Origin of the sequence: Actinomadura sp. CNU-125, assembly GCF_001942465.1 — a bacterium.
Lineage (GTDB): Bacteria > Actinomycetota > Actinomycetes > Streptosporangiales > Streptosporangiaceae > Spirillospora.
In genome coordinates, this window is sequence record NZ_MKJY01000019.1 from 1 (window position 1) to 26229 (window position 26229).

The following is a 26229-nucleotide window of genomic DNA, read 5'->3' on the forward strand; positions in this document are numbered from 1 at the left end:
GACTCGGCGGCCTCGGCGTCGGGTGCGGCCAGCGCGCGCGCGGCGTCGGGAGGGCGCGGGCGGCGGGGGCGTCGCGGGGGGCCGCCGCGAGCAGGTCCAGCCAGCGTTGCGCGCCGGTCGACAGCAGGGGCGCGACGGCGTCCTGCTTCGTCGGGAAGTACCGGTAGAAGGTGCGCAGCGACAGGCCCGCGCGGTCGGCGATGGCCTCGACCGTCGTCCCGCCCGAGCCGCGCTCGGCGAACAGGGACGCGGCGGCGCGCGCGATCTCCAGCTCGGTGGCGGCTTTGCGGCGTTCGGTGAGGTTCACACGTCTACTGTAGGCATAAAGTCTCAGTGTGGCACGTTGTGTCATACAGGCATTCCGTGCATTGAGGAGGGACGACATGGAGCGGTTCGACGGTCGCCGGGTGATCATCACGGGCGCGGGGTCGGGCATCGGGCAGGCGACGGTGCTGCGGATCCTCGCCGAGGGCGGGCGCGTCGCGGCGTTCGACGTCAACGGGGAGGGCCTCGCCGAGACGGCGGAGCGCGCGGCCGGGGGGCGGCTGACGACGGCGGTCATGGACGTCGCGGACGAGGACGCGGTCCGGCGGGGCGTCGCGGACGCGTCCGCGAGCTGGGCGGCCTGGACGCGCTCGTCAACGCGGCCGGGATCCTGCGGTCGGCGCACACGCACGAGACGACGCTGGAGTTCTGGAACACGATCCTGCGGGTCAACCTGACCGGGACGTTCCTGGTGACGCGCGAGGCGCTGCCCGCGCTGCTGGAGTCGGGGCGCGGTGTGGTGGTGAACTTCAGCTCGACGTCCGCGAGCTTCGCGCACCCGTACATGGCGGCGTACGCCGCGTCCAAGGGCGGCATCCAGTCGTTCACGCACGTGCTGGCGAGCGAGTACGCCAAGCGGGGGCTGCGGGCCGTGGCGGTGGCGCCCGGGTCGATCAGCAGCGGCATGACGACCGGGCGCGGTCCCGGGCTGCCCGCGGACGCCGACATGAGCCTGTTCGGGAAGCTGATGCCGGCGGTCGGGGACGGGTTCGCGGGGCCGGAGACGGTCGCGGGGGTCGTCGCGATGCTGGCGTCCGACGACGGCGCGTTCGTCACCGGCACCGAGCTGCGCATCGACGGCGGCACCCACATGTGACGCGGCCCCGGACGGGTCCGCGGGGCCCGTCCGGGGTCAGCCGACCCCGGCCTCCTTCATCTCGCGGAGTTCCCGCTTCAGCTCCTTGATCTCGTCGCGGAGCCGGGCGGCGAGCTCGAACTGCAGGTCGGCGGCGGCCTGGTGCATCTGCTCGGTCATCTGCTCGATGATGCCCTCCAGTTCCGCGCGGGGGCGCTCCCCCACCAGGTCGGCGGCGTGCCGGCCGACGTCGCCGGTGCGCGACGCCAGGCCGGGGACGGGCGCCTTGCCGCGGGACTGCTGGCGGCCCCCGCCGCCGATGAGCGTCTCGGTGTCGGCGTCCTCGCGGGCGAGGGAGTCGAGGATGTCGGCGATCCGCTTGCGCAGCGCCTGCGGCTCGATGCCGTGCTCTTCGTTGTACGCCTGCTGCTTGGCGCGGCGCCGGTTCGTCTCGTCGATCGCCCGCTCCATCGACGGGGTGACCGTGTCGGCGTACATGTGGACCTGCCCGGACACGTTCCGCGCGGCGCGGCCGATCGTCTGGATGAGGGACGTCTCCGAGCGGAGGAACCCCTCCTTGTCGGCGTCCAGGATCGCGACGAGGGACACCTCCGGCAGGTCGAGGCCCTCGCGCAGCAGGTTGATGCCGACCAGCACGTCGAACTCGCCGGCGCGCAGCTCGCGGAGCAGCTCGATGCGGCGCAGCGTGTCGACCTCGCTGTGCAGGTAGCGGACCTGGATGCCCAGTTCGAGGAGGTAGTCGGTGAGGTCCTCGGACATCTTCTTGGTGAGCGTGGTGACCAGGACGCGCTCGTCGCGCTCGGTCCGCTCGCGGATCTCGTGGACGAGGTCGTCGATCTGCCCCTTGGTGGGCTTGACGACGATCTCGGGGTCGATGAGCCCGGTCGGGCGGATGACCTGCTCGACGACGTCGCCCTGCACGCGTCCCATCTCGTAGGGGCCGGGCGTCGCCGACAGGTACACCGTCTGCCCGATGCGTTCGAGGAACTCCTCCCACTTCAGCGGGCGGTTGTCCATCGCGGACGGCAGCCGGAACCCGTGCTCGACCAGCATCCGCTTGCGGGACGCGTCGCCCTCGTACATCGCGCCGATCTGCGGGACGGTCTGGTGCGACTCGTCGACGACGAGCAGGAAGTCTTCGGGGAAGTAGTCGAGGAGGGTGTTGGGCGCGGTCCCGGCGCCGCGGCCGTCGATGTGCCGGGAGTAGTTCTCGATGCCGGAGCAGGTGCCGACCTGCCGCATCATCTCGATGTCGTAGGTGGTGCGCATCCGCAGCCGCTGCGCCTCGAGCATCTTGCCCTGCCGCTCCATCTCGGCGAGGGTCGTCGCGAGCTCGGCCTCGATGTCGCCGATCGCCCGTTCCATCCGTTCCGGCCCGGCGACGTAGTGGGACGCGGGGAAGACGTACAGCTCGTCGTCCTCGGTGATCACCTCGCCGGTCAGCGGATGCAGCGTCGCGAGCTTCTCGATCTCGTCGCCGAACATCTCGATCCGGACGGCGAGCTCCTCGTACTGCGGGATGATCTCGATGGTGTCGCCCCGCACCCGGAACGTGCCGCGGGTGAACGCGAGGTCGTTGCGCGAGTACTGCATCTCGACGAGCCTGCGCAGCAGTTCGTCCCGGTCGATCTCCTGGCCGACGTGCAGCCGCACCATCCGGTCGACGTACTCCTGCGGGGTGCCGAGGCCGTAGATGCAGGACACGGACGCGACGACGACGGTGTCGCGCCGCGTGAGCAGCGAGTTCGTCGCCGAGTGCCGCAGCCGGTCGACCTCGTCGTTGATCGAGGAGTCTTTCTCGATGTAGGTGTCGGTCTGCGGGATGTACGCCTCGGGCTGGTAGTAGTCGTAGTACGACACGAAGTACTCGACGGCGTTGCCGGGCAGCATCTCGCGCAGTTCGTTGGCGAACTGGGCGGCGAGGGTCTTGTTCGGCTGCATGACCAGCACGGGCCGCTGCAGCTTCTCGATCAGCCACGCGATCGTGGCGGTCTTGCCGGTGCCGGTCGCGCCCAGCAGCACCGAGTCCTTGTCGCCCCGGTCGACGCGTCCGGCGAGTTCGCCGATCGCCTGCGGCTGGTCGCCCGACGGCGTCATCTCGGTGACGACCTCGAACGGCGCCACGCGGCGCCGCAGATCCGTGACTGGCCGCATTTGCCCCTCCCCCTGGTCTCCCCCCACTGTATTCAGGGGGTCCGACATTCCGCATACGAGCGATGGAGCCGCAGGTCACACGCCGTTTCAGGGGGCCGGGAGGGGCAGCCGCGCGCGGACGGCCCAGCCGCCGTCCAGCGGCCCCGCCTCGAACCCGCCGCCGAGGGCCGTGACGCGCTCGCGCATCCCCACCAGCCCGTTCCCGCCGCTCGGCAGCGCGTGCGCGGGCACCGCCGTCGGGACGGCGTTGACGACCTCGATCTCGACGGCCTCGGCCTGCAGGACGAGCCCCACCCGGGTGTCGGCGGCGCCCGCGTGCTTGTGGACGTTCGTCAGCGCCTCCTGGACGAGCCGGTACACCGTGCGTCCCACGGCGGGCGGCATCGGCCGTTCCTCGCCCAGGACGGCCAGGTCGACCCGCAGCCCGGCGGCGCCGGACTGCCCGACCAGTTCCCGGACGTGCTCCAGCGTGGCGTTCTCCTCGGGGAGGATCTCCTCGCCCTGCCGCAGGACCCCGATGACGTGCCGCAGCTCGTCCAGCGCCTGTCGGCCCATGTCCCCGATCACGGTGGCGGTCTCGGCGGCGCGCCCGGGATCGCGGGCGGCGATCGCCCGCAGCGCCCCCGCGTGCACCACCATCACGCTGATCCGGTTGGCGACGACGTCGTGCATCTCCCGCGCGATACGGGTGCGTTCCTCGCCCCGCGCGCGCTCTGCCAGGAGGTGACGTTCGCGTTCCAGCCGCGCGGCCCGTTCCTGCAGCGACACCACCAGCTGCTTGCGCGCCCCCATGTACAGGCCCAGCAGCACCGGGACGGCGACGAACGCGACCGCGTAGATCGCGCGGACGCCGATGCCGTCGTTCGTGGCCGCGGGCGCGGGGAACACGACGGACAGCACGTATCCGGCGACCGCGATCGACACGACGGTCCGCCGCGACATCGCGTAGGCCGCCAGCGAGTACAGCATGATGAGGAAGCCGATCGCGCCCCCGCCGGTCACCGTGCCGAACGACACCGCGAACACCGCGAGCCCGACCGGGTGCCGCCGCCGGACGATCAGCGCGAGCCCGACGACGACGCACGCCGCCGACACCGCCCACGGCGGGAGCCAGAAGTCCTGCTGCGGCGTGAACCAGAGAAGCACGGCGTCACCGGGCCGCGGACACGGCGATGGCGACGTCGAGCGCGCGCGAGCGCCGCGACGCCCACGCCGTCCGCCACCATCCCCCGGGGTGCATAGCGATGAGCCTATAGCCGACGGCCGCCCGCCACCGGCCGCCCGTGACGAAGGTGACATCCGGTATACGCGAGACATCCCGGGAATACGCGGCCGACCGCCGTTCAGGCCCCGGCGGCGCGGGCGGCGAGAGTCTCCCAGAGGGCGTCGACCTGCGCGTTCAGCTTCTCCAGGTCGCCGGAGTTGTCGATCAGGTGATCGGCGACGGCGCGGCGCTCGTCGCGCGACGCCTGGTTCGCCATGCGGGCGCGGGCATCGGCCTCGGTCATGCCGCGGCGGGACGTCAGGCGGTCGAGCTGCGCCTCCTCGGGGGCGTCGACGACCACGACGACGTCGTACATCCCCCGGAGCCCGTTCTCGACCAGCAGCGGGACGTCGTAGATCACGACGGCGTCGGCGGGCGCGGCGTCCATCAGCTCCTGCATCCGCTCCCCCACCAGCGGGTGGACGATCGCGTTGAGGGCCGCGAGCCGGTCGGCGTCGTTGAACACGATCGAGCCGACCTTCGCGCGGTCGAGGCCGCCGGACGGCAGCAGCACGTCCGCGCCGAACTCCGCGACCACGGCGGCCAGGCCGGGCGTGCCGATCTCCACGACCTCCCGCGCGATCCGGTCGGCGTCGATCACCACCGCGCCGTGGCCGCTCAGCCGCGCCGACACCTCGCTCTTGCCCGACCCGATTCCGCCGGTGAGTCCCACTTTCAGCATGAAAGGAACCTTAGGCCCCGGCGGTTTCCGCCGACCCGGCGGTCCCGGCGCTCCCGGCCGTCCCGGTCCCCGAGGCGTCGGGGGATTCCAGCGCTTTGCGCATGTGGACGTGCGTGAGGTGCGCGGCGACCCGCTCCCGGTGCGTCTCCCGGTACCCGGCCCCCCGGTACAGGCGCAGGTTCGCCTCGCTGAGATGGCCGGTGAACAGCGCGCACGCGTCCGCGCGGCCGGCCGCCGCGGCCTCGATGGCCCGCAGCAGGCCCCCGCCGATCCCGCGGCCCTGCCCGGTCGGCGCCACGACGAGCCGCCCGACCAGGCACGTCCGGTCGTTGAACCGGGCGCGGACGGCACCGGCGAGACGTCCGTCCAGCACCGCCTTCAGCACGACCCCGTCGCCCTCCTCCAGGGCCGCGCGCAGCTGCGCGAGCGACTCCACGAGCGGCGGGATGAACGGGTCGCCGTACAGCTGCGCCTCGGTCAGGTACGCGGCCCGCTGGACGGTCAGGATCTCCCCGGCGTCCGGGAGGCCGGCCCGCGCGATGGCGGCCGTCGTCTCGCTCATGCGCACGACCCTAGCGGCCCCCGGCCCCCGCTACCGCTGGATCCGGACGGTCACCGCGACCGGGTAGTGGTCGGACGCGTCGGACTTCGGCACGTCGTAGTCGGAGAACAGCACGCCGTCGGAACCGAAGATCCAGTCGTGCCGCTCGCCGTCCGGGGTCGTCGGGGACGGGTCCGCGCCGATCACCGCCGTGCGCAGGTCGGTGCCGCCCGACATCCGGGACAGTTCGGGGCTGCCCGGTCCGACGTTGAAGTCGCCGCCGATCACGGTGCGGGGCGCGCCGCCCCAGGCCCGCAGCAGCGCCGCGATCTGCCGGAGCCGCTCGTCGCCGTGCTCCTCGCCGCCCTCCAGGTGCGTGGACCACACGTCCATCGTGGTCTCGCCGACGCCCAGCCGCGCCCACACGTACCCGCGGATCTGCGACCAGTCGCCCTTGGGCATGCGGGCCGTCCCGGAACTGACGACCGGCAGGGACGTGAGGATCGCGTTGCCGAACTGGCCGTCGGCGGCCGGGCCCCAGATCAGCTTCATGCCGAGGCGCTGCGACAGCCACACCCCGACGTCGGCGGTGCCGGACAGCAGCGAGCCCCGTCCGGCCTCCTGCAGCAGGACCACCTGCGGCTTCTCCGCCTCGATGGTGCGGGCGATCCCCTCGGGGTCCAGCTGGCCGTCCTGGTCGACGGCGTCGTGGACGTTGTAGCTCATGATCCGGACGCGGTCCGCGGCGGGCGCGGCCTGCGCCGTCCCGTCCGGCTCGGCGATCGTGAACACGACGGTGCCGAGCAGCAGCGCGAGCGACGCGGCCCCGGCGGTGAGCGCGCGCAGCGGCGCGCGCGCGGGTAAGGGCCCCCCGCGGGCCGCGGTGATCGCCGCGAGGGCTCCCAGCGCGATCCCGGCGACACCGGGCAGCAGGTTGTTCGGGAACGGCATCGGCAGCAGCGCGCTCACCTGGTACGGGACGAGGATGAGCGCGACGAGGAAGCCGCCGAGGGCCGCGCCGACGTCGATCCGGGTGATGGACCCGCCCGTCCCGGCGCGGCGCAGCGGCGCCCGGCACGCGACGGCCAGCAGCCACGCCGACAGCACCTGCCCGAGGATCACGATCGGGACGACCTCGATCCCGGAGATCGCGTACGTCCCGGCGACCGCGCCCGCGCCGATGCCCAGCACCGTCCCGCCGAGCACGCACACGCCGCCCGGCACCGCCCGCACCGCGAGACCGGACGCGAGGAACGCCAGCGCGAGGCCCTGCCCGACGACGATCGTCACGTGCGCCGCCGTCAGGGACCGCCAGCCGGACGACGCGACGAACGCGGGGCTGGACAGCACGAGGACCTGCAGCGCCAGGAACGGCCCGAGCGCCGAGGCGCCCATGGCGTCCCGCCAGGAGATGCCGGGCGGCGTCACCGGCCCGGACCGCAGTTCCCGGTACAGCGCGGCGCCGCCGAGCCCGACGAACGCCAGGCACGCGGCCCACGGCCCGATCCCGGACCGCCACACCGGGTCCCAGGTCGCGAAGCACATCCGGACGGCCGCGTCGGCCGACAGCCCGGCGACCGCCGCGGTCGCGAAGCCCACCCCGGACAGGCCGCGGGCGCCCTCGTACAGCGCCGCCATCGCGATCATGCCGATCGCGGTGCCGATGAACACCAGCCAGGTGCGCGGGTCGATGAGCTGCGCGAGGAGCCGGACGGCGAGCAGCCCGCCCACTCCGGTGAGCAGCAGGGCGCGCGGTCCGGCGGCGCGGCGGATCAGCGGCGCGGCGAACCCGGCCAGGAAGACGATCAGCACCGCGGCGCCGGCGACGCCGAAGCCGGCGCTGTCGGCGAAGTTGTCGAGCTGCGGGAGGGAGAAGCGCAGTGTCTGCGCCAGCACCGCCACCGTGATCGCGATCAGGACGATCCGGGCCGGGCCGGGCGGGACGATCGACGGGCCGGGCACCGCGGGGCCGCCGGTCTTGAATTCTGCCTCTGTGCTGGCCACTTGTTCGAGTGCTCCAGGGGGACGAGCGGTTCTCAGGGGGTCTGTGTCTCAGGGGAGGTGGAACGAGATCACGCGTCGATCCGTGAAGATCGGACCCCGGCCGTGATCATAGGGTCATCGCCCGCCGCGCGTCCGGACTTGCCCGGAACGCGCGGCGGCCGTCACCGGTGGACTGCTCCGGTGGGGTCGGCTCCACGCCGACGGGGCGTCGCTCGGGGCGTCACTGCCCGCCGGAGAGCTTCTCCCGCAGCGCCGCGAGCGCCTCGTCGGTGGCCAGGGCGCCACCGCCGGACTCGCTCTCGCCGCCGCCGGAGTACGAGGTGTCGCCGCCGCCGGTCGGGGCGGGCGCCGTGTCGGCCTCCGCCTCGGCCTTGCGGGCCTCCTCGATCTGCTTGCGGTGCGCGTCGAAGCGGGAGCGGGCCTCGGCGTACTGCCGCTCCCAGGTCTCACGCTGCTCGTCGAAGCCCGGCAGCCACTCGCCCGTGTCGGCGTCGAAGCCCTCGGGGTACTTGTAGTTGCCCTGCTCGTCGTACTCCGCCGGCATCCCGTAGAGGGTGGGGTCGAAGTCCTCTTCCTCCATGTTGGCCGCGCCCTCGTTCGCCTGCTTGAGCGAGAGGCTGATGCGGCGCCGGTCGAGGTCGATGTCGATGATCTTCACGAAGATCTCGTCGCCGACCTGGACGACCTGCTCGGGGATCTCCACGTGGCGCTCGGCCAGCTCGGAGATGTGGACCAGGCCCTCGATGCCCTCCTCGACCCGGACGAACGCGCCGAACGGCACCAGCTTGGTGACGCGGCCCGGCACGACCTGGCCGATCTGGTGGGTGCGGGCGAACTGCTGCCAGGGGTCTTCCTGCGTGGCCTTGAGCGACAGGGAGACGCGCTCGCGCTCCATGTCGACGTCCAGGACCTCGACCGTGACTTCCTGGCCGACCTCGACGACCTCGGACGGGTGGTCGATGTGCTTCCAGGACAGCTCGGACACGTGCACCAGGCCGTCGACGCCGCCGAGGTGACGAACGCGCCGAAGTTGACGATCGACGAGACGACGCCCTTGCGGACCTGGCCCTTCTGCAGGGTGTTGAGGAAGGTCTGGCGGACCTCGCTCTGCGTCTGCTCCAGCCAGGCGCGGCGGGACAGGACCACGTTGTTGCGGTTCTTGTCCAGCTCGATGATCTTGGCCTCGAGCTCGCGGCCCACGTAGGGCTGCAGGTCGCGGACGCGGCGCATCTCGACCAGCGACGCGGGCAGGAAGCCGCGCAGGCCGATGTCGAGGATGAGACCGCCCTTGACGACCTCGATGACGGTACCGGTGACGATGCCGTCCTCGTCCTTGATCTTCTCGATCGTGCCCCAGGCGCGCTCGTACTGGGCGCGCTTCTTGGACAGGATCAGCCGCCCCTCCTTGTCCTCCTTCTGGAGGACGAGGGCCTCGACGTGGTCGCCGACGGCGACGACGTCGTTCGGGTCGACGTCGTGCTTGATCGAGAGTTCCCGGGACGGGATGACGCCCTCGGTCTTGTAGCCGATGTCGAGGAGGACCTCGTCACGATCGACCTTGACGACAGTGCCTTCGACAATGTCGCCGTCGTTGAAGTACTTGATGGTCTCATCGATCGCCGCGAGGAAGGCTTCCTCGGACCCGATGTCGTTGACCGCTACCTGCGGGGTGGTCGAGGTGGCCTCGGTGCTGCTCGTCATGTGTCGGCTGGCTCCGGTACGGACATGGAAGTCGTATGGGTTGTTGCGCGGCGGGCCGTTGCCCTGCCGAAGACCGGAATGGAACGCGGGTCGCCCCGCGTCTGTGAACCGAACCGTCGTCGCCGACCTGACCGAGCGCGAGCCTGCTCCGTCCGAAGCACGCGCAAGCCCACAGCGCAGCTATCAGGATATGGGACCGAAACCCCCTGGGTCAATCCGGTCCCCGCCGTCCCCGCCCTGGCCGGCCGGTCAGTAAACCCTGGCCGCGCCCCGATACTGCGGAGCGAGCCCGTCCTGCAGCCCCCTCGGGATCGTCACCGTGCCGGGATTCCCGTCCGAGGTGTACCGCTCCTGCGGGTGCTGGTCAAGATACTCCAGCCACGCGGTCGAGCAGTACTTCTCGCAGTCGTTCTCCTTGATCTTGCCCTCCGACCGCACCCGGGGGATCGCCCAGCGATCGAACTCCTCGTCGAACGGCGACGGCGCGGGCCGCCAACCCGCCAGGAACATGCCCTGGAACGCGTACCGGCCCCGCTCCTCGCGCGCCCACTCCTCCTTCTCGGGCGCCACGCCGAACGGGTACGCGAGCGTCCCGGTGTGCGCGCCGGTCAGCTTGACGACCTCGTCCTCCAGCCCGCCGATCTCGTCGCGGAGGCGATCGCCGACCGGGCGGCGGCGGGGGAGTGGGGGCTGCTCGACCTCGTCGCCGGACGGCCGCTGCTGCGGACGCCGGTGCTCGGGACGGCGGTCGAGCGGCTCCGCCGCGAGGGGCGCGCGACCTCGCCGACCGGCTCGCCTCGTGGACGGCCCGTTCCGTGCGCCCGGCGCGGCCGAGCGGGACGCCGAGGCGTTCGCGACCTGCGGGAACGCCGCGAGCCACCGCCGGAGCCCACGCTCGCGGAGCTGTTCGCACGGCGCGGCGGGGCGCGCCGGACGTCCGGCGGGCGCTCGCCCGGCTCGCCGAGCGGCCCGGACGCGATCCCGAGCTGGCCGGGCTGCTCGCCGAGCTGCTGCGGCATCGGGAACGCAAGATCAGGCTGCAGGCGCACCGGGTGTCCCGGCAGGTCCTCGACCGGGACGAGTTCCTCGACCGGACGACCGGCCTGCTCGACGACCGCGACCCCGACGTCGTCCGGACGGCGGTCCGCACGCTGGCGTACGCCGGGTGGGCGCCCGCGGTGCCCGGCCTGATCGGGTTGCTCGGGCATTCGCGGCCGGTCGTAGCGCGGGACGCGCGGGACGCGCTCGTCCGGCTGGGGGAACCGGCGATCCCCGCGCTGCGGCACGCCGCGGGCCGCGCGCGCCCGGATAGGCGGCGGGTGTACGAATGGCTCATCGAACGGATACGGGGCGGGGAGGACGGATGCTGATCGTTTCGAACCTCGTCATCGCGGCGGCCGGGGTGCTCGTCGTGGTGGTGGGGCGGGGTACGGCCACCGGGCGGATCGGGCGGAACGAGTTCGCGGGGATCCGCACGAAGCGCAGCATGGCCGACGACGAGTCGTGGACGATCGTCCATCGGGGCGCGCAGCCGTGGATGGTCGCGGGCGGGGCGGTGATGGTCCTGACCGGGGTGATCTCGGCCGCGGTGCCGGGGGAGGCGGCGTCCGCGATCACCATGGGCGGCGGCGTGGTGATCACGATCGTCTGCACGCTGCTGGGCGTGCGGTCCGGGCATCGCTCCCTGGCGAACCGCACGTTGTAACTCGGAATGGAATGCTCCATTCCTTCCCGATTGGTTTCCGGTGGCGGTGGGGGTCCGAATCGCCCCGGGATGCCATACGCTTCGTCGTATGGACCGCACACCGACCGCCGCGCAGGAGCGCGGCAAGGGCGGACTCAAGCGCTTCCTGCGCCGGATGGCGTCGAGCAACGCCGAACTGGAGGCGGAGGAGCTGCGCAAGGAGCGCGGCGACGAGGGCGCGACGCCGATCACCGACTGCGGCTCGCGCAAGCGTCACTGCGTGGCGGGTACCCTACGTACCGTGACGTTGCGTCCGCGCGGCGGCGCCCCGGCCCTGGAGGCCGAACTGTACGACGGCACCGACGTGATCACCCTGGTGTGGCTCGGCCGCCGCAAGATCGCCGGGATCGACCCCGGCCGGCGGCTCCGCGCCGAGGGGCTGGTCAGCCTCCAGGACGGGCGCAAGACGATGTTCAATCCGCGTTACGAGCTGCGCGGCGGTTCGTGAGGCCGCCACGGGCGGCCGGGAGAGATACGTGAGCGAAATGCGGGACGACACCACCGACGCCCCGGCGGCCGAGGACGGTGCGGAGGCGAAGCCGCGCGACGCGCACGACACCGTCGAGGCGGCCGTCCGGGCGCAGCTGAGCAAGGCGCTCGGCGGGGTCCGCGGCATGCTGGAGGCGGCCGCCCCGGTGACGGCCTTCACCCTGACGTTCGTGCTGGTCGACGAGGTCAAGCCGGCGGTGTTCGCGGGGATCGGCGCGGCCGTGGTGCTGCTCCTGGTTCGGATCCTGCAGCGGACGAACCCGCAGTTCGTCCTCAACAGCCTCGTCGGGATCGCCATCGCGGCGTTCTTCGCGCTGCGCTCCGGCGACGCCGAGGACGCGTTCCTGCCCGGCATCCTGCTGAACGCCGCCTACGCCGTGGGGTTGACGTTCTCGATCCTGGTGCGGTGGCCCGCGGTCGGGTTCATCATCGGCTCGGTCACCGGCGACCCGACGGCCTGGCGGTCCGATCCCGGGATCGTGAAGCTGTGCTCGCGGCTGACGTGGCTGCTGGTGCTGCCGTGCGTGCTGCGCGTCGCCGTCCAGTACCCGATCTACGTCGCGGCGGGCGACCAGAGCGGGCTGCTGGGCGCCGCGAAGATCGGCATGGGCTGGCCGCTGCAGGTCGCCGGGCTGGCCGCGATGGTGTGGCTGCTCGCCCGGGGGCGCACGCCGATCGAGCGCCCCCGGACGTAGCCTCAGCGGCCGCCGAGCAGCTCGGCGAGGTCGTCCTCGACGTCCTGGCTGGCGACGAACATCAGCTCGTCGCCCGGTTCGAGGGTGTCGTCGGCGGACGGCACCAGCACCCGGCCCTCGCGCAGGATCGCGACGAGCGCGGTGTCGCGCGGCCAGTCGACCGAACCGACCCGCTGGCCGCCGAGCGGCGCGTCCTCGGGCAGGGTCAGCTCCACCAGGTTCGCCTCGCCCTGCCGGAACGTCATCAGCCGCACCAGGTCGCCGACGCTGACGGCCTCCTCGACGAGCGCCGACAGCAGCCGCGGCGTCGAGACGGCCACGTCCACGCCCCACGACTCGTTGAACAGCCACTCGTTGTTCGGGTGGTTGATGCGGGCCACCACGCGCGGCACCCCGTACTCGGTCTTGGCGAGCAGCGACACCACCAGGTTGACCTTGTCGTCCCCGGACGACGCCACCACCACCTGGCAGCGTTCGAGGGCCGCGTCGTCCAGCGCGGAGATCTCGCAGGCGTCCGCCAGCAGCCACTCGGCGCGCGGCACCATCTCCACCTTGATGGCCTTGGGGCTCTTGTCGATCAGGAGCACCTCGTGCCCGTTCTCGAGCAGCTCCTGCGCGATGGACCGGCCCACCGCGCCCGCCCCCGCGATCGCGACCCGCATCAGGCGTCCTCCCCGTCCCGCGCCGCGACCGCGGCGTTCACCCGCTCCAGATCGTTCGCGTTCGCCATGATGTGGACGACGTCGCCGTCCTGGACGACCGTGTCGCCGGACGGGACGAGCGTCTCGCCCATCCGCGACAGGAACGCCACCCGGGTGCGGGCGTGCTCCTCCAGCGCGGCGACCTTCTCGCCGACCCACAGGCCCCCGCCCTCCAGTTCGGCGAGGACGACGCCGCCGGTGGGGTCCCGCCACAGGGGCTCGGCGCCCTCGGGCAGCAGGCGGCGCAGGATCTGGTCGGCGGTCCACCGGACGGTCGCCACGGTGGGGATGCCGAGCCGCTGGTAGACCTCCGCGCGGCGCGGATCGTAGATGCGGGCGACGACGTTGTCGACGCCGAACGTCTCGCGCGCGACCGCGCGGAGATGATGTTGGAGTTGTCGCCGCTGCTGACGGCCACGAACGCCGACGCGCGCTCGATGCCCGCCTCGGCGATCACATCGCGGTCGAACCCGAACCCGGTGATCCGGCGTCCCCGGAACCCGCTGCGCAGCCGCCGGAACGCCTCCGGGTTCTGGTCGATGATGGCCACCGAGTGGCCCCTCTCCTCCAGGATGTGGGCGAGCGTCGAGCCGACCCGCCCGCATCCCATGATCACGATATGCACGGCCGTTCCTTCTTGTTCTCCAGGGGACGCCGCCCCTGCACCCCCCGCGCGGTGGACGGCCTGCGCCGCCGATTCCGTGCCGCACCCGAGGACCGCTTCTTCACTGAATGATCCCTGCGGACGGCAAACCTACACATCCGCCCGGACGAGTACTACCCGGCCGGGGATTCCGGCAGGCCACAGCGTGTTCATGTCCGCTTCCACGGCCCGGCGGGGGCTACTAGGTCCTGTCAAGAAAAGCCCAGTTTGAGTGGCATGTCGCATTCGGGGATGTGAGTGCTTTCCGATGAGGGGATCAACGGCCGTGAAGATCGCCACCGTCGGCGGTCCAATGTCCGGTATGTCGGTGCAGGTCGCCGAGGCGGGTGACGGGCACCCCCCGGGGCGGGTGTCGATTGCATGTTCGATGATGGTGACGTAATGTGTTCGTCATGCTGCAGTCCGCGACAGGTCATGAGGGTGGCGCCGTCGGTGTCGCACCGCCCGCCGCGCAGACCGCGATCGAACCCGCGGCCGAACCCGGGGCAGGGGCCGGGGCGCGGCGGTTTCGGGGGAAGAACAAGGGCCCGGCGTGGCGGCGCCCGGATGATGGGGCGGTGACGGTGGTGCGGTTGCGGCTGGTCCCAGACCTCGCCGCCCGGCACCGCCTGGAACAACTGTATGCGGCGGCGTGGAGTCTGAAGCGGGCGTTGCGGCGTGATGCGCGTTCGCGTGCGGTGGCGTACCGGGCGGGTTACCGGCGCCGCCGCACCCCCGCAGACGCCAAGCGATGGCGGGCGCGGCTGGGATTGTCGCGGGAGGCTTTGGAACGGGCGGCGTACCGTCATCTGGACGCCTCGGGTCATCTGAAGCATCACCTGTCCAAGGCGGTGGCGATGCATCTGGCCGATGAGGTGTGGACGGGTGTGGAGCGGCATCTGTTCCCCGATGCGTCCGGCAAGCGCCACGGCCTGCCGAAGGCGGGTTCGTGGTGGGATTTCACGCGGATCCCGGGACGGGCGCGTTCTCATACCAGGGCGCGTAAGTGGGAGACGTTCCGGTTGCACGGCACCCTGTCCGGTCACCTCGCTGCGTATCCCTCGTCGGGCCTGCCCGCGGACATCACGCCGGGGCGGGCGGCGGCGTTGCCGCCGGGTACCTCGGTTCTGGTCCAGTCCCGCACCCCGCAAGCACCGGAGCCGCCCAGGTCCCGCGGGCGGGGCAAGAGGGTGTGGTGGGAGCATGACGGGCCGCTGGCGGTGGTGTTCGCGGGCGGCCCGGACGGGAGGCGGGGCGACCTGGTGGTCCCGGTGCGGCTGCCGCAGGGCGCGGGCCAGTGGCCCCACTTGGTCCACACCTTGGGTGATCCGGAGGCGTGGCACAAGGTCGATCTGGTGCGCCGCCGCGCCCCGTCCGAACCCGGCGGCTGGACCTACGAAGCCCATCTGATGGTGCTGAAAGCGGCGTTCGTGCCCGACTCCACGGCCGCGCGGAGGGCCGCCGCACCGGCCGGGCGGCGGGGCGGGGTCGACGGCAACGTCTCCAACCTCGCCGTTGTCTCCGTCTCCACCAACTCCGGCACCGTCCCGCCCGCCGACCTGGCCGGTGTGGTGTCGTCCAGGGTGGTCCTGCCCGAGGGCGAGCGGGTGCGGATCGAGCGGCGGGAACGTAAACGGCGGGGTCGGCGGCGGGCGCTGGAACGCTCCCGCCGCGCCACCAACACCACCCAATACCAGCTCGGGAAACGGCAGGCCGAGCGTGAACGACGCCGCCGAGCGGCCGGACTCCTGCCCAAGCAGGTGCAGGTGCCCGGCGGTCCCCGCCTAGCCCGCGCCGACGGCAAGCCCAGCCGCTCCCACCGTCGCGACACCCTGTCCACGACCTATATCCGGCTGCGTGCCGCCGACGCGGCCGCCGGGCAGCGCGCCGCGCAATCCCGCGCCACACGGGCCCGGCAGATCGCCGGACAACTGGTGGGGGTGCACGGTCCGGACCTGGTGGTCGAGGACTGCGACATCACCGCCTGGTTCCGGCTCTGGGGACGAGCGTGCGCCCGGTTCACCCCCGGCATGCTCATCACCGCCCTGGCCGCCGAGTGCGCCGCCACCGGCGGGCGGCTGCTGCGCGCCTCGACCCGTACCACCGCCCTGTCGCAGCACTTGCCCTGGCGGACGCCGCCACCCCCAAACCCTGGGCGACCGCACCCACCACTGCCGGGTCGAGGACGGCGGCTGCGGCCTGGCCGGTGACCGAGACCTGGTCGCCGCCGCACTCGCCGCGTTCGTCCGCCTGGAGGATCCCGACGACCCGTCCACCGCACGGGTGGACTACGCCGACTCCCGCCGCGTGCTGTGCGCGGGCGGGCCGGGGCTGCCTGGAGCCCTGTCCGAGTCAACCGTACCCATCCCCCTCCCTAGTACCGGCACACCCGGTGACCGGGAGGGGAACACGGCAGCCACCCGAACCCGGACCCGCCGCAACCCGCGGCGGGCCCTTGGACGGGCGGCCTCTGCTCGGCGAACCTGGACCAGTACGGTGCCGACCCCGGATGAACCACCCTGGCCCCACCACGGGCGGGCGAGTGGTCACGCCGGACAGACACCGGACACGAATCCGGCTGTTCAATACACCCCGCACCACGGAACCCGTTGAACAGGCCTTAGAGTCTCGTTGCGTGTCGAAGGCTCCTGACCTCGCGAAGCGGTTACTGCTGGGCCGCGCCCTGCAGAGCAGGCAACAGCACGAGCAGCTGCTCCCCAAGCGCATCGCGCTCCCCGTCTTCGCCAGCGACGCCCTGTCGTCGGTGGCGTACGCGCCGCAGGAGATCCTGCTCGCCCTCGGGGCGGGCGGCCTGGTCATGTACGGGTACACGCCGTGGGTCGCCGCGGGCGTCCTGGTCATCCTGCTGACGGTCGTCGCCTCGTACCGGCAGAACGTCCGCGCCTACCAGAGCGGCGGCGGCGACTTCGAGGTCGCCACCGCCAACCTCGGCGGCAACTGGGGCGTCGTCGTGGCGAGCGCGCTGCTGGTCGACTACGTCATGACGGTCGCGGTGTCGGTGTCGTCCGGCGTCGAGAACCTCGGGGCGCTGCTGGAGTTCATCCGGCCGCACGGGTCGCCGTCGCGATCGCCATCGTCGTGCTGCTGACGATCGGGAACCTGCGCGGCCTGCGGGAGGCGGGGGTGGCGTTCGCCATCCCGACCTACCTGTTCATGTTCGCGGTGTTCGGGATGCTGCTGTGGGGCCTGATGCGGCTCATCACCGGCACCGAGCTGCGCGCCGCGTCCGCCGACTACGAGCTCGTCGGGTCCGAGACCGGAGTCGCCGGGTTCGCCCTCGTCTTCCTGCTGCTGCGGGCGTTCTCCTCCGGCTGCGCCGCCCTCACCGGCGTCGAGGCGATCAGCAACGGGGTGCCCGCGTTCCGCAAGCCGAAGGGCGGCAACGCCGCCACGACCCTGCTCATGCTCGGCCTCATCGGGGCGACGCTGTTCGGCGGCGTGACGGCGTTCGCGTTCATCACCGACGCCAAGTTCGCCGAGGGCGACCAGGACGTCCGGATGGTCGACCCGGCCACCGGGCAGACGATCGAGCACCCCGACCCCGTCATCGCGCAGGTCGCCGAAACGGTCTTCAGCAACTTCACGCCCGGGTTCGTGCTGGTCACCACGATGACCGCGCTGATCCTGTTCCTCGCCGCCAACACCGCGTTCAACGGCTTCCCCGTCCTCGGGTCGGTGCTCGCGCAGAACCGGTACCTGCCGCGCCAGCTGCACACCCGCGGCGACCGGCTCGCCTACAGCAACGGCATCATCATCCTCGCCGCGATGGCCGGGCTGCTGATCTACGCCTACGACGCGTCCGTCAGCCGCCTCATCCCGCTGTACACGGTCGGCGTGTTCGTCTCGTTCACCGTCAGCCAGATCGGCATGGTCAAGCACTGGAACAAGCTGCTCGCCGTCGAGAAGGACCCCGTGCGGCGCCGCCACATGCGGACGTCCCGCGCCATCAACGCGTTCGGCGCCACGCTCACCGGCATCGTGCTGCTCGTCGTGCTGTCCACCAAGTTCATGCTCGGCGCCTACATCGTCTGCATCGCGATGCCGCTGCTGTTCCTGCTGATGAAGGCGATCCGCAAGCACTACGACCGGGTCGCCGAGGAACTCGAACCGTCCGGCGAGGACGTGGCGCTGCCCGCCCGCAACCACGCGATCGTCCTCGTCTCCACCATCCACAAGCCGACGCTGCGCGCGCTCGCGTACGCCCGCGCCACGCGCCCGTCCACGCTGGAGGCCGTCACCGTCGCGGTGGACGCCGAGGAGTCGCGGCGCCTGCAGAACGAGTGGGACGCGCTCGACATCCCCGTCCCGCTGAAGATCCTCGACTCGCCCTACCGGGAGATCACCCGGCCCGTCCTGTCGTACGTTAAGGGCGTCCGCCGCAAGAGCCCCCGCGACGTCGTCACGGTGTTCATCCCCGAGTACGTCGTCGGCCACTGGTGGGAGCAGATCCTGCACAACCAGAGCGCGCTGCGGCTCAAGGGGCGGCTGCTGTTCCAGCCGGGCGTGATGGTGACGAGCGTCGCCTGGCAGCTCCAGTCGTCCGACCGGCTCAAGGGACGCGTCGAGCCGCCGGGGCCGGGCGCGTCCCGGCGCCCGCCGCGTCCCTCGTCACGGACCGGAGCACGCCCCGGCGACGGTAGTGTGTCCGACCGTGAGTGAAACCGAGCCCGACGTCCCCGACGTTCTCGAACTGCAGGTCGGCGACGTCGCCAACGGCGGATTCTGCGTCGCCCGGCACGAGGGGCGCGTCGTGTTCGTCCGGCACGCGCTGCCGGGCGAGCGGGTGCGGGCGCAGGTCACCGAACGCGCCAAGAACTACCTGCGCGCCGACGCCGTCGAGATCATTGAGGCGTCCCCGGACCGCGTCGAGCCGCCCTGCCCGTTCGCGGGCCCCGGCCGCTGCGGCGGCTGCGACTGGCAGCACGCCTCCCTCCCCGCGCAGCGCAAGATGAAGGCCGCCGTCGTCGAGGAGCAGCTCCGCCGCCTCGCGGGGATCACCCGCACGGTCGTCGTGGAGGAGGTCCCGTACCCGGTGGACGGCGACGTCGTCCCGCCGCCCGGCCTCGGCTGGCGCACCCGCGTGCAGTTCGCGGTGTCCGGCGGCACCGTCGGGCTGCGCAAGCACCGCTCCCACGACATCGAGCCGATCGACGAGTGCCTCATCGCCCACCCGGGCGTCGAGCTGATGGGCATCGAGCACAAGCGCTGGCCCGGCGCGTCCGGCGTCGAAGGCGTCGTGTCCGCCTCGACCGGCGACCGCCTCGTCGTCCTGCGCGGCCGCGACCGCCGCAAGATCCGGGTGCCGCGGCTGGACGTGCCCGTCCGGCTCGTCCGCGGCAAGCCCGAGCCCGGCGCGACCCTCCCGTACGTCCGCGAGTCGGTCTCCGGGCGGCTGTTCCAGGTCAGCGGCAGCGGCTTCTGGCAGGTCCACCCGGGCGCCGCGCAGCTGCTCGCCGACGCCGTCCTGGACGCGCTGGAGCCCAAGCCCGGCGACATCGCCCTCGACCTGTACTGCGGCGTCGGCCTGTTCGCGGGCGTCCTCGCCGACCGGATCGGCCCGGACGGCCTCGTCGTCGGCGTCGAGTCCGATGGGCAGGCCGTCCGCGACGCCCGGTTCAACCTGCGCGACCTGCCGAACGTGTCGATCGAACGCGGGTCCGTCGAGGACATCGTCGCCGAACTCGAATTCGGCCGTGCCGACGCGTCGTCGCGCACGCAGAACAAGCGCGGCGGCGGCCACCAGGGCGGCGCCCGCGTGCGCCGCGCCGACGTGGTCGTCCTCGACCCGCCCCGCACCGGCGCGGGCCGCGACGTCGTCGAGCACGTCACCCGGCTCGCCGACCGCAAGGTCGCCTACGTGTCCTGCGACCCCGCGACCCTGGCCCGCGACCTCGCCTACTTCAGTGAGCGCGGCTGGACCCTCGACACCCTCCGCGCCTTCGACGCCTTCCCGATGACCCGCCACGTCGAGTTGCTGGCCACGCTCGTCCGCGGCTGATCCGGCGGCCGACCCGGCGCGAAACCGGGTCGCGGGGGCGCATAGCGTGGGATCCGTGATCGAACTCAGGGACGTCCCCGCGGACGACGCGGACAGCATGATCGACCTCGCCGCGACGGTGTTCCACCTGCGGATCACCGACCGGGAATCGCTTCAGTGGTTCGTGAACCGGATGGAGCGCATCGGGGCCTACGACCTCGGCGGGCCCGGCGAGGACCTCCTCGCCGGGCAGCTGGGCGCCCTGCCGCAGCGGCTGTCGGTGCCGGGCGGGACGCTGGACTGCTCGGCGATCACGTTCGTCGGGGTGCTGCCCACGCACCGGCGGCGCGGGATCCTCAGCTCGCTGATCGACCGGATGCACGCCGACGCGGCGGCCGCCGGACGGCCGGTGGCCGCGCTGTGGGCGTCCGAGGGGCCGATCTACGGACGGTACGGGTTCGGCGTCGCCGACCGCAGGATCGGGTTCGAGGTCGACACGTCCCGGCCGTTCGGGCTGCGCACCGTCCCGGACGACCGCCCGCTGCGGCTGATCGACCGGGAGCGGGCCCCGGGCGTCCTCGGCCCGATGTACGAGCGGGAGATCGCGCGGCGGCCGGGCGGGCTGGCGCGCGACGGGGACTGGTGGCTGCACAGGAACGTTGCGCCGGTCGACCACGGCAACCCCCGGTACACCGAGCCGCGGGTCGTGGTGCATCCGGAGGGGTACGCGATCTACCGGACGCACGAGCGGACCGTCCGGCTGTACGACCTGGTGGCCGAGACGCCGCGGGTCGAGGCGGCGTTGTGGACCTACCTCGCGTCGATCGACCTGACGCGCAAGATCGTGGCGCCGGAACGTCCGGTGGACGATCTGGTCCTGCAGATGGCCGCGGACCCCGACCAGGTCACGGTCACGGGGGACGCGGCGGCGCTGTGGCTCCGGCTGGTCGACCTGCCCGCCGCGCTCCGCGCCCGTTCGTGGGCGGCCGAGGACGCGTTCGTCCTGGACGTCGCGGACGCGCGCGTCCCCGGCAACCGGGGCCGGTGGCGGCTCACCACCGGCGAGAAGCCGGGCTGCGAGCGCACGGACGACGCCCCGGACCTCGCACTGGACACCGCCGACCTCGCCGCCGTGTACCTGGGCGGCACGCGGGTGCGCACGCTCGTCCGGGTCGGGACGGTCGCCGAGCACACGCCCGGCGCGGCGGACCGCCTCGACGCCGCCCTCGCGGTGCCGCTCGCGCCCTACACCGGCGACGACTTCTAGTACCGCCAGAACAGCAGCTTGGCGCTGCCGCCGGTCAGCGTCGCGGCGGCGGTGCCGTGCTGGACGACCTGGAACCGGACGCGGCGGCCGTCGCCGACGGTGTCGGCGGGCAGCGCGTACAGGACGTGGACGTCGGTGCGGGACGCCGTGAACTCCTGGACGGGGCCCGCGTCGAACTTCGCGGTGTCGTCCTCGCGCACCTCGATCGCGCGGGCCTGCAGGCGGGTGCCGGGCGCGACGCCGGTGATCGTCACCGCCGCGGTCAGCGCGTAGCGGGCGGGGCCGTTCAGGATGCTCGGGCCGCCGCGGTCCCAGTGCTGGTGGTCGGCGTCTGCGTAGTCGACGTTCCAGCCGACGGTCGTCCACGCGGTGGGTTCGAGGGGCTGCGCGGCGGTGGCGCCGACGGACACGTATCCGGGCGTGTCCGGTGACTCCCCGACGAGCCACTGCCCGTAGTCGGCGGCGACCGCGCGGTCGTAGTCGACCGACACGCCGTTGAGGGTGTGCCCGTTGGAGTACTGCCGCAGTTGCGCGCGGTCGTCCCACCGGCCGCCCGACCACGCGTACGTCTGCCACCCGTAGGCGATCTTGCCGTTGTCGAAGGCGCGGCCGATCGGTCCGTACCCGCCGTACATGCCGGTCCGGCGGCGGCCGAGGACGTTCGCGACGCCGTCGAAGTACGCGTCGATCTCGGGCTGCTGGTCGGCGGACGCGTCGAAGTCGACGGCGAAGTAGATCGGACGGTCGCCGGGCATCCCGCAGTCGGCGGCCTGCGCGGCGGCGTCGCGGGCGTCGGCCTCGCCGGCGGCGCGGCCGTCCAGCGCGCGGGCGGCGCTGGTCTCCCAGACGACGACGAGCCGGATGCCCGCGGCGGACAGCTCGTCGGCCTCGGCGCGGGTCAGGTTCTTGCCGGTCTTGTCGTGCGACAGGTAGCGGCAGGCGAAGTTCGCCCCGGCGCTCTTGAGCGCGGCGACGCCGGGGCGTCCCCAGGCGTAGTCGACGCCGAAGACGGCCATGTGGCCCTCCAGGGGTGCGGGAGCGGGCAATGGTGCGTTCAACGGATACAACGGTTCGATTCAACAGGGTCCGTTCGATTCGTCGCAGCCCATTCCGGAGGTTCACCTCAGGTAATGGCCGTGACCTGGGCATATCACTGACGGTGGCGACACGCCGACCCGAACCTGGGAGCCGGGCGCATGATCGTTTACAACGGACGTGATCATGCAGGTTCCGCAGGTGAGGGGGATGGATCGTGCTGAAGGTCAGGGGTCCGGCGGCGGTACTGGCGGCGGTGCCGCTGGTGGCCGCGGTGCCGGGACAGGCGCAGGCGGCGCCGAAACCGCCCGGGAAGCGGAGCGTCGCGCTCCGGACGGACGCGCCCGAACTGGCCATCGTGCCCGGCGTCACGCGCACGTGGGCGTTCACCGCCGCGCCGAAGGGCGGGAAGAAGGGGGAGCGGGCGGCCTACCGGGCGACCTTCCGGGCGACGCTGCCCGCGTCGCTGGAGTTCGTGTCCGGCAAGGGATGCGAGGCGGAGGGACGGAAGGTCGTCTGTGACCTCGGGAAGGTGAAAGCGGGCAAGAAGGTCAAGGGTTCTTTCCGGGCGAAGATTTCCACGCGGGCCGAGCCGGGCCGCGAGATCGTCGTGCGCGGCGTCGTGACCTGGGGGAAGGCGCGCGCCGCCCGCGACTTCCCGGCGGTCCGGGTCGTCGAGGCGCCCCGCCTGGAGACCGCGACTCTTTAAGTCCGCTTTCGCAGCGCCCTGTTGTGATCGTCATCGCCGGGCCCGGACGGGTCCGGGACGAACGGAGGGACGAGCATGACGCTCAGCAGGCGCATCAAGATCACGATCGTGGCGGCGGGTGCGGCCGGGGCGGCCGCGTTCGCGGTCGGCGGGCCGGCCTTCGCGGCGGGACGACGCGCCGCGCACGGAACTGCGCATCGTCGAGAACGCCGATCAGGCGGGCGCGGTGCGGGCCGGTTACGCGGCGCCGGGGGACGGGACGGCCGGCGCCGCCGGGGACTGCCCGGACAAGAGCGGCACGTCCCCGGCCGCGGACCCGCGATGAGCTTCCACGACACCGCCCGGGCCCCGCAGGGCCCGGGCGGGCCGCCCGCCGGGGCGGCGGCGCTGACGGAACGGCTCCTGTTCGAGACCAAGCGGGTCATCGTCGGGCAGGACCGGATGGTCGAGCGGATGCTCGTCGCGGTGCTGGCGGGCGGCCACTGCCTGCTGGAGGGCGTGCCGGGCGTCGCGAAGACGCTCGCCGCGCAGACCCTCGCGACGGTCGTCGGCGGCTCCTTCGCCCGCCTGCAGTTCACCCCCGACCTCGTGCCGTCCGACATCGTCGGGACGCGCGTCTACCGGCCGTCGCAGGAGACGTTCGACGTCGAGCCGGGCCCGGTGATGGCGAACGTGGTGCTGGCGGACGAGATCAACCGGGCGCCCGCGAAGGTGCAGTCCGCGCTGCTCGAAGTGATGGGGGAGCGGCAGGTCAGCATCGGCGGCCGGACCCTGCCGGTGCCGGACCCGTTCCTGGTGCTGGCCACGCAGAACCCGATCGAGTCCGAGGGCGTGTACCGGCTGCCGGAGGCGCAGCGCGACCGGTTCCTGCTGAAGATCGACGTCGGCTACCCCTCCGAGGAGGAGGAGCTGGCGATCCTCTACCGGATGAGCGTCGACCCGCCGGCGGCGTCCGCGCTGCTGGACCCGCCCCGGCTGGCGGAGCTGCGCCGGTCGGCGGACGCGGTGTTCGTGCACGACGAGATCGCCCGGTACGCGGTGCGGCTGATCGGCGCGACCCGCGACCCGGCCCGGTACGGGGCGCCCGAGCTGGCGCGGCTGCTCACCTACGGCGCGGGCCCGCGCGGGACGCTCGGTCTCGTCGCGGCGGCCCGGGCGCTCGCCCTGCTGCGCGGCCGCGACTACGTGCTGCTCCGCCGACGTCCGCGACCTGTGCGGGGACGTCCTCGCGCACCGGCTCGTCCCGTCGTTCGACGCGCTGGCCGACGAGGTGGCGCCGCGCGAGATCGTCGAGCGGATCGCGGCGCTCGTCCCGCAGCCCCGGCTGGCGCCGCGGGACGGCGACCCGGGCCTGGACGGGCTCGGCACGGACGGGCAGGGCCTGGGCGGCCTCGGCGCGGCGGGCGGGCTCGGCACGGCGGACGGGGGTCGGGCCGCGTGACCGTCACCCCCCGGCTCCGCCACCTCGCGCCCGAGCAGGCGCTGCGGCGGCTGGAGATCGTCATCGCGCGGCGGCTGGACGGGCTGCTGCAGGGCGACCACCTCGGCCTCGTCCCGGGGCCCGGCTCCGAACCCGCGGAGGGACGCGAGTACGCGCCCGGCGACGACGTCCGCGCGATGGACTGGTCGCTGACCGCCCGGACGGCCGTGCCGCACGTCCGGGACCGGGTCGCCGACCGGGAACTGGAGACGTGGGCGCTCGTCGACGCGACCGCGAGCATGGACTTCGGCACCGGGCGGGTCGAGAAACGCGACCTGGCCGTGGCGGCGGTCGCGGCCGTCGGGTTCCTCACCGACCGCACCGGCAACCGGATCGGCGCGCAGATCGTCGGCGGCTCCGGCGCGCGGCTCGTCCCGCCCCGGACCGGCCGCCCGCGAGCTGCTCGCGCTGCTGCGGGCGCTGCTGGAGGCGCCGCGCGTCCCGCCGGACGGCCCGGACGGCCCGTCCCTCGGGGCGGCCGCGGACCTGCTGCGCCGTACCGCCGGGAACGGCGCGCGGCCTCGCGGTCGTCGTGTCGGACTTCCTCGAACCCCCCGCGGAGTGGGAGCGTCCGCTGCGGCTGCTGGCCGTGCGCCACCAGGTCCTCGCGGTCGAGGTCGTCGAACCGCTCGCGAGCTGACGCTGCCCGACGTCGGGGTGCTCACGGTCGTCGATCCCGAGTCGGGGCGGCGGCGGGACGTGCCGACGGCGAGCCGCCGGCTGCGGGAGCGGTACGCGGCCGCCGCGGTGATCAGCGCGCGGCCGATCGCGGCCGGGCTGCGGCGGGCGGGCGCGGCGCACCTGCGGCTGCGCACCGACGGGACTGGGTGCGCGACATCGCCCGGCACGTCATGACGCAGCGCCGCCTTGCCGCGGTGGTGCCCGGCCCCGCCGCGGGAGGTGCCGGATGACGTTCCACGCGCCCGAACGGCTGTTCCTGGCGATCGCGCTCGCCGGGCTCGCCGCCGCGTACGTCGTGCTGCAGCTGCGGCGCGGCCGGTACGCGGCCCGGTTCACCAATCTGGAACTGCTGGAGAAGGTCGCGCCGCTGCGGCCGGGCTGGCGGCGGCACGTCCCGGCGGCGGCGTTCCTGCTGATGACGGGACTGTTCGTCACCGGTTTCGCGCGTCCGGCGGCGGACGTGCGGGTGGCCCGCGAGCAGGCGACGATCATGCTGGCGGTGGACGTGTCGAGCTCGATGGAGGCCGCGGACGTCGAGCCGGACCGGCTGACCGCCGCGCAGCGCGCCGCCCGCACGTTCCTGGACGGGCTGCCGGGACGGTTCAACGTCGGGCTCGTCGCGTTCGCCGGTTCGGCGGCCGTGACGGTCGCGCCGACGACGGACCGGCGCGCGGTCCGGTCCGGGATCGACGGGCTGGCGCTGGGCCCGCGCACGGCGATCGGCGAGGGGGTGTTCTCCTCGCTGCGGGCGATCGGCGACTTCGGGGCGCAGTACGGCGAGGCGGCGCCGCCCGCGCACGTCGTGCTGCTGTCGGACGGCACGAACACCGCCGGGCGCAGCCCGGAGGAGGCCGCGGAGCGGGCCGTTCGGGCCGGGGTGCCGGTCTCGACGATCGCGTACGGCACCGCCGAGGGCGTGATCTACCAGAACGGGACGGAGCTGCCGGTGCCGGTGGACGGGCCCGCGCTGGAGCGGCTCGCGCAGCAGACCGGCGGCGGGTACTACGAGGCGGCGAGCGGCGACGAGCTGCGGCGGGTCTACGCGGACATCGGCGGCGCCGTCGGGTACCGCACCGAGCAGCGCGAGGTCTGGGCCTGGTTCGTCGGCGCGGGCCTGGTGGCCGCGTGCGTCACGGCGCTGGCGTCCCTGCTGTGGTTCTCCCGCATCCCCTGATCCCACGAGCGTGATCCCACGAGGGAGTCGACATGGAGCATGGAAGATACGGCGGCCCCGACGCCCGCGCCGGGCTGGGCGAGCCGCACGGCCCGGACTTCGCACCGCCCCCGCTCGCGCCCCCGC

Annotated in this window: 21 protein-coding genes and 4 pseudogenes; 14 read left to right on the forward strand and 11 right to left on the reverse strand. The window is 73.1% G+C overall.

From position 1 onward, the window contains the following. Positions 1-307, reverse strand: a 307-nt coding sequence (locus BJF79_RS02855) for a TetR/AcrR family transcriptional regulator (protein WP_262401443.1), incomplete at its 3' end; no start/stop codon positions are given. Between the two features lie 76 nt (positions 308-383). Between BJF79_RS02855 and BJF79_RS02860 the strand changes: the two are divergent. Continuing rightward, positions 384-1141, forward strand: a pseudogene (locus tag BJF79_RS02860) (SDR family NAD(P)-dependent oxidoreductase). A 36-nt stretch (positions 1142-1177) separates the two neighbouring features. Here BJF79_RS02860 and uvrB read toward each other — a convergent pair. The 7 genes and pseudogenes from uvrB to BJF79_RS02895 form a co-directional block, all read right to left on the reverse strand. Continuing rightward, positions 1178-3295, reverse strand: coding sequence for an excinuclease ABC subunit UvrB (gene uvrB, locus BJF79_RS02865; protein WP_075894856.1), 2118 nt, complete (start codon positions 3293-3295; stop codon positions 1178-1180). 87 nt (positions 3296-3382) lie between these two features. Continuing rightward, the gene (locus tag BJF79_RS02870; RefSeq protein WP_262401444.1) at positions 3383-4441 is read right to left on the reverse strand and encodes a sensor histidine kinase; all 1059 of its coding nucleotides are present in this window, start codon (positions 4439-4441) and stop codon (positions 3383-3385) included. A 197-nt stretch (positions 4442-4638) separates the two neighbouring features. Then, a complete protein-coding gene (coaE, locus tag BJF79_RS02875) occupies positions 4639-5241 on the reverse strand; it encodes a dephospho-CoA kinase (protein ID WP_075894857.1) in 603 nt (200 codons plus the stop codon). A gap of 10 nt (positions 5242-5251) precedes the next feature. Further along, a complete protein-coding gene (locus BJF79_RS02880; RefSeq protein WP_075894858.1) occupies positions 5252-5803 on the reverse strand; it encodes a GNAT family N-acetyltransferase in 552 nt (183 codons plus the stop codon). 30 nt (positions 5804-5833) lie between these two features. After that, positions 5834-7786 carry an endonuclease/exonuclease/phosphatase family protein gene (locus tag BJF79_RS02885; RefSeq protein ID WP_262401445.1) on the reverse strand — a complete coding sequence of 651 codons (1953 nt, stop codon included), beginning with the start codon at positions 7784-7786 and terminating at the stop codon, positions 5834-5836. Between the two features lie 220 nt (positions 7787-8006). Further along, positions 8007-9487: pseudogene (rpsA, locus tag BJF79_RS02890) on the reverse strand (30S ribosomal protein S1). A gap of 249 nt (positions 9488-9736) precedes the next feature. Further along, positions 9737-10057 (reverse strand): hypothetical protein, encoded by a 321-nt coding sequence (locus tag BJF79_RS02895; RefSeq protein ID WP_075894859.1) that lies wholly within the window; start codon positions 10055-10057, stop codon positions 9737-9739. A gap of 245 nt (positions 10058-10302) precedes the next feature. Here BJF79_RS02895 and BJF79_RS02900 point away from each other — a divergent pair, with 245 nt between their 5' ends. The 4 genes from BJF79_RS02900 to BJF79_RS02915 all read left to right on the forward strand — a co-directional run bounded on the left by BJF79_RS02900 (position 10303) and on the right by BJF79_RS02915 (position 12415). Beyond that, the gene (locus BJF79_RS02900) at positions 10303-10857 is read left to right on the forward strand and encodes a HEAT repeat domain-containing protein (protein ID WP_075894860.1); all 555 of its coding nucleotides are present in this window, start codon (positions 10303-10305) and stop codon (positions 10855-10857) included. Further along, positions 10851-11192, forward strand: a complete 342-nt coding sequence (locus BJF79_RS02905; RefSeq protein WP_075894861.1) for an SdpI family protein — start codon at positions 10851-10853, stop codon at positions 11190-11192. The genes BJF79_RS02900 and BJF79_RS02905 overlap by 7 nt, the downstream gene beginning before the upstream one ends. Positions 11193-11280: 88 nt before the next feature. Beyond that, positions 11281-11679: an OB-fold nucleic acid binding domain-containing protein gene (locus tag BJF79_RS02910; protein ID WP_075894862.1), complete on the forward strand. Its 399-nt coding sequence runs from the start codon at positions 11281-11283 to the stop codon at positions 11677-11679. Between the two features lie 37 nt (positions 11680-11716). Beyond that, on the forward strand, positions 11717-12415 hold the full coding sequence (locus tag BJF79_RS02915) for a DUF3159 domain-containing protein (protein ID WP_075894863.1): 699 nt from the start codon (positions 11717-11719) through the stop codon (positions 12413-12415). A 2-nt stretch (positions 12416-12417) separates the two neighbouring features. Here BJF79_RS02915 and BJF79_RS02920 read toward each other — a convergent pair whose 3' ends face one another. Further along, on the reverse strand, positions 12418-13077 hold the full coding sequence (locus BJF79_RS02920) for a potassium channel family protein (RefSeq protein ID WP_026400658.1): 660 nt from the start codon (positions 13075-13077) through the stop codon (positions 12418-12420). After that, positions 13077-13741 (reverse strand): annotated as a pseudogene (locus tag BJF79_RS02925) (potassium channel family protein). The gene BJF79_RS02920 and the pseudogene BJF79_RS02925 overlap by 1 nt, the downstream one beginning before the upstream one ends. 431 nt (positions 13742-14172) lie before the next feature. Here BJF79_RS02925 and BJF79_RS50445 point away from each other — a divergent pair. The 5 genes from BJF79_RS50445 (at position 14173) to BJF79_RS02945 (ending at position 21024) form a co-directional block, all read left to right on the forward strand. Further along, entirely contained in the window at positions 14173-15969 is a 1797-nt protein-coding gene (locus BJF79_RS50445; protein ID WP_143219656.1) for a transposase, read from the forward strand. Positions 15970-16394: 425 nt separating this feature from the next. Continuing rightward, the gene (locus BJF79_RS58230; protein WP_262401446.1) at positions 16395-16868 is read left to right on the forward strand and encodes a hypothetical protein; all 474 of its coding nucleotides are present in this window, start codon (positions 16395-16397) and stop codon (positions 16866-16868) included. Beyond that, complete coding sequence (locus tag BJF79_RS02935; RefSeq protein ID WP_262401447.1) at positions 16859-18439, forward strand: APC family permease; 1581 nt, start codon at positions 16859-16861, stop codon at positions 18437-18439. Before BJF79_RS58230 ends, BJF79_RS02935 begins: the two co-directional genes overlap by 10 nt. Continuing rightward, a complete protein-coding gene (locus BJF79_RS02940) occupies positions 18432-19778 on the forward strand; it encodes a class I SAM-dependent RNA methyltransferase (RefSeq protein WP_075894865.1) in 1347 nt (448 codons plus the stop codon). Before BJF79_RS02935 ends, BJF79_RS02940 begins: the two co-directional genes overlap by 8 nt. A 55-nt stretch (positions 19779-19833) precedes the next feature. Further along, complete coding sequence (locus BJF79_RS02945) at positions 19834-21024, forward strand: GNAT family N-acetyltransferase (protein WP_262401448.1); 1191 nt, start codon at positions 19834-19836, stop codon at positions 21022-21024. Here the strand turns inward: BJF79_RS02945 and BJF79_RS02950 are convergent. Beyond that, positions 21021-22040: a glycoside hydrolase domain-containing protein gene (locus BJF79_RS02950; protein WP_075894866.1), complete on the reverse strand. Its 1020-nt coding sequence runs from the start codon at positions 22038-22040 to the stop codon at positions 21021-21023. The two genes, BJF79_RS02945 and BJF79_RS02950, sit on opposite strands and share 4 nt — an antisense overlap. Before the next feature lie 236 nt (positions 22041-22276). Here BJF79_RS02950 and BJF79_RS02955 point away from each other — a divergent pair, with 236 nt between their 5' ends. The 4 genes and pseudogenes from BJF79_RS02955 (at position 22277) to BJF79_RS02975 (ending at position 26103) form a co-directional block, all read left to right on the forward strand. Continuing rightward, positions 22277-22768, forward strand: coding sequence for a hypothetical protein (locus BJF79_RS02955; protein WP_075894867.1), 492 nt, complete (start codon positions 22277-22279; stop codon positions 22766-22768). Positions 22769-23089: 321 nt separating this feature from the next. Then, positions 23090-24095: pseudogene (locus tag BJF79_RS02965) on the forward strand (AAA family ATPase); the annotation flags it as partial. After that, complete coding sequence (locus BJF79_RS02970; protein WP_410050032.1) at positions 23981-25159, forward strand: DUF58 domain-containing protein; 1179 nt, start codon at positions 23981-23983, stop codon at positions 25157-25159. The pseudogene BJF79_RS02965 and the gene BJF79_RS02970, both read left to right, overlap by 115 nt. Beyond that, complete coding sequence (locus BJF79_RS02975; protein ID WP_075894869.1) at positions 25156-26103, forward strand: VWA domain-containing protein; 948 nt, start codon at positions 25156-25158, stop codon at positions 26101-26103. Before BJF79_RS02970 ends, BJF79_RS02975 begins: the two co-directional genes overlap by 4 nt. Positions 26104-26229 lie beyond the last annotated feature (126 nt).

Coding starts and splice junctions, on each gene's coding strand:
- BJF79_RS02950 (WP_075894866.1), bottom strand. CDS start 22,040: ATGGCCGTCTTCGGCGTCGACTACGCCTGGGGACGCCCCGGCGTCGCC.
- uvrB (WP_075894856.1), bottom strand. CDS start 3,295: ATGCGGCCAGTCACGGATCTGCGGCGCCGCGTGGCGCCGTTCGAGGTC.
- BJF79_RS02915 (WP_075894863.1), top strand. CDS start 11,717: ATGCGGGACGACACCACCGACGCCCCGGCGGCCGAGGACGGTGCGGAG.
- BJF79_RS02920 (WP_026400658.1), bottom strand. CDS start 13,077: ATGCGGGTCGCGATCGCGGGGGCGGGCGCGGTGGGCCGGTCCATCGCG.
- coaE (WP_075894857.1), bottom strand. CDS start 5,241: ATGCTGAAAGTGGGACTCACCGGCGGAATCGGGTCGGGCAAGAGCGAG.
- BJF79_RS02905 (WP_075894861.1), top strand. CDS start 10,851: ATGCTGATCGTTTCGAACCTCGTCATCGCGGCGGCCGGGGTGCTCGTC.
- BJF79_RS02975 (WP_075894869.1), top strand. CDS start 25,156: ATGACGTTCCACGCGCCCGAACGGCTGTTCCTGGCGATCGCGCTCGCC.
- BJF79_RS50445 (WP_143219656.1), top strand. CDS start 14,173: ATGCTGCAGTCCGCGACAGGTCATGAGGGTGGCGCCGTCGGTGTCGCA.
- BJF79_RS02910 (WP_075894862.1), top strand. CDS start 11,281: ATGGACCGCACACCGACCGCCGCGCAGGAGCGCGGCAAGGGCGGACTC.
- BJF79_RS02880 (WP_075894858.1), bottom strand. CDS start 5,803: ATGAGCGAGACGACGGCCGCCATCGCGCGGGCCGGCCTCCCGGACGCC.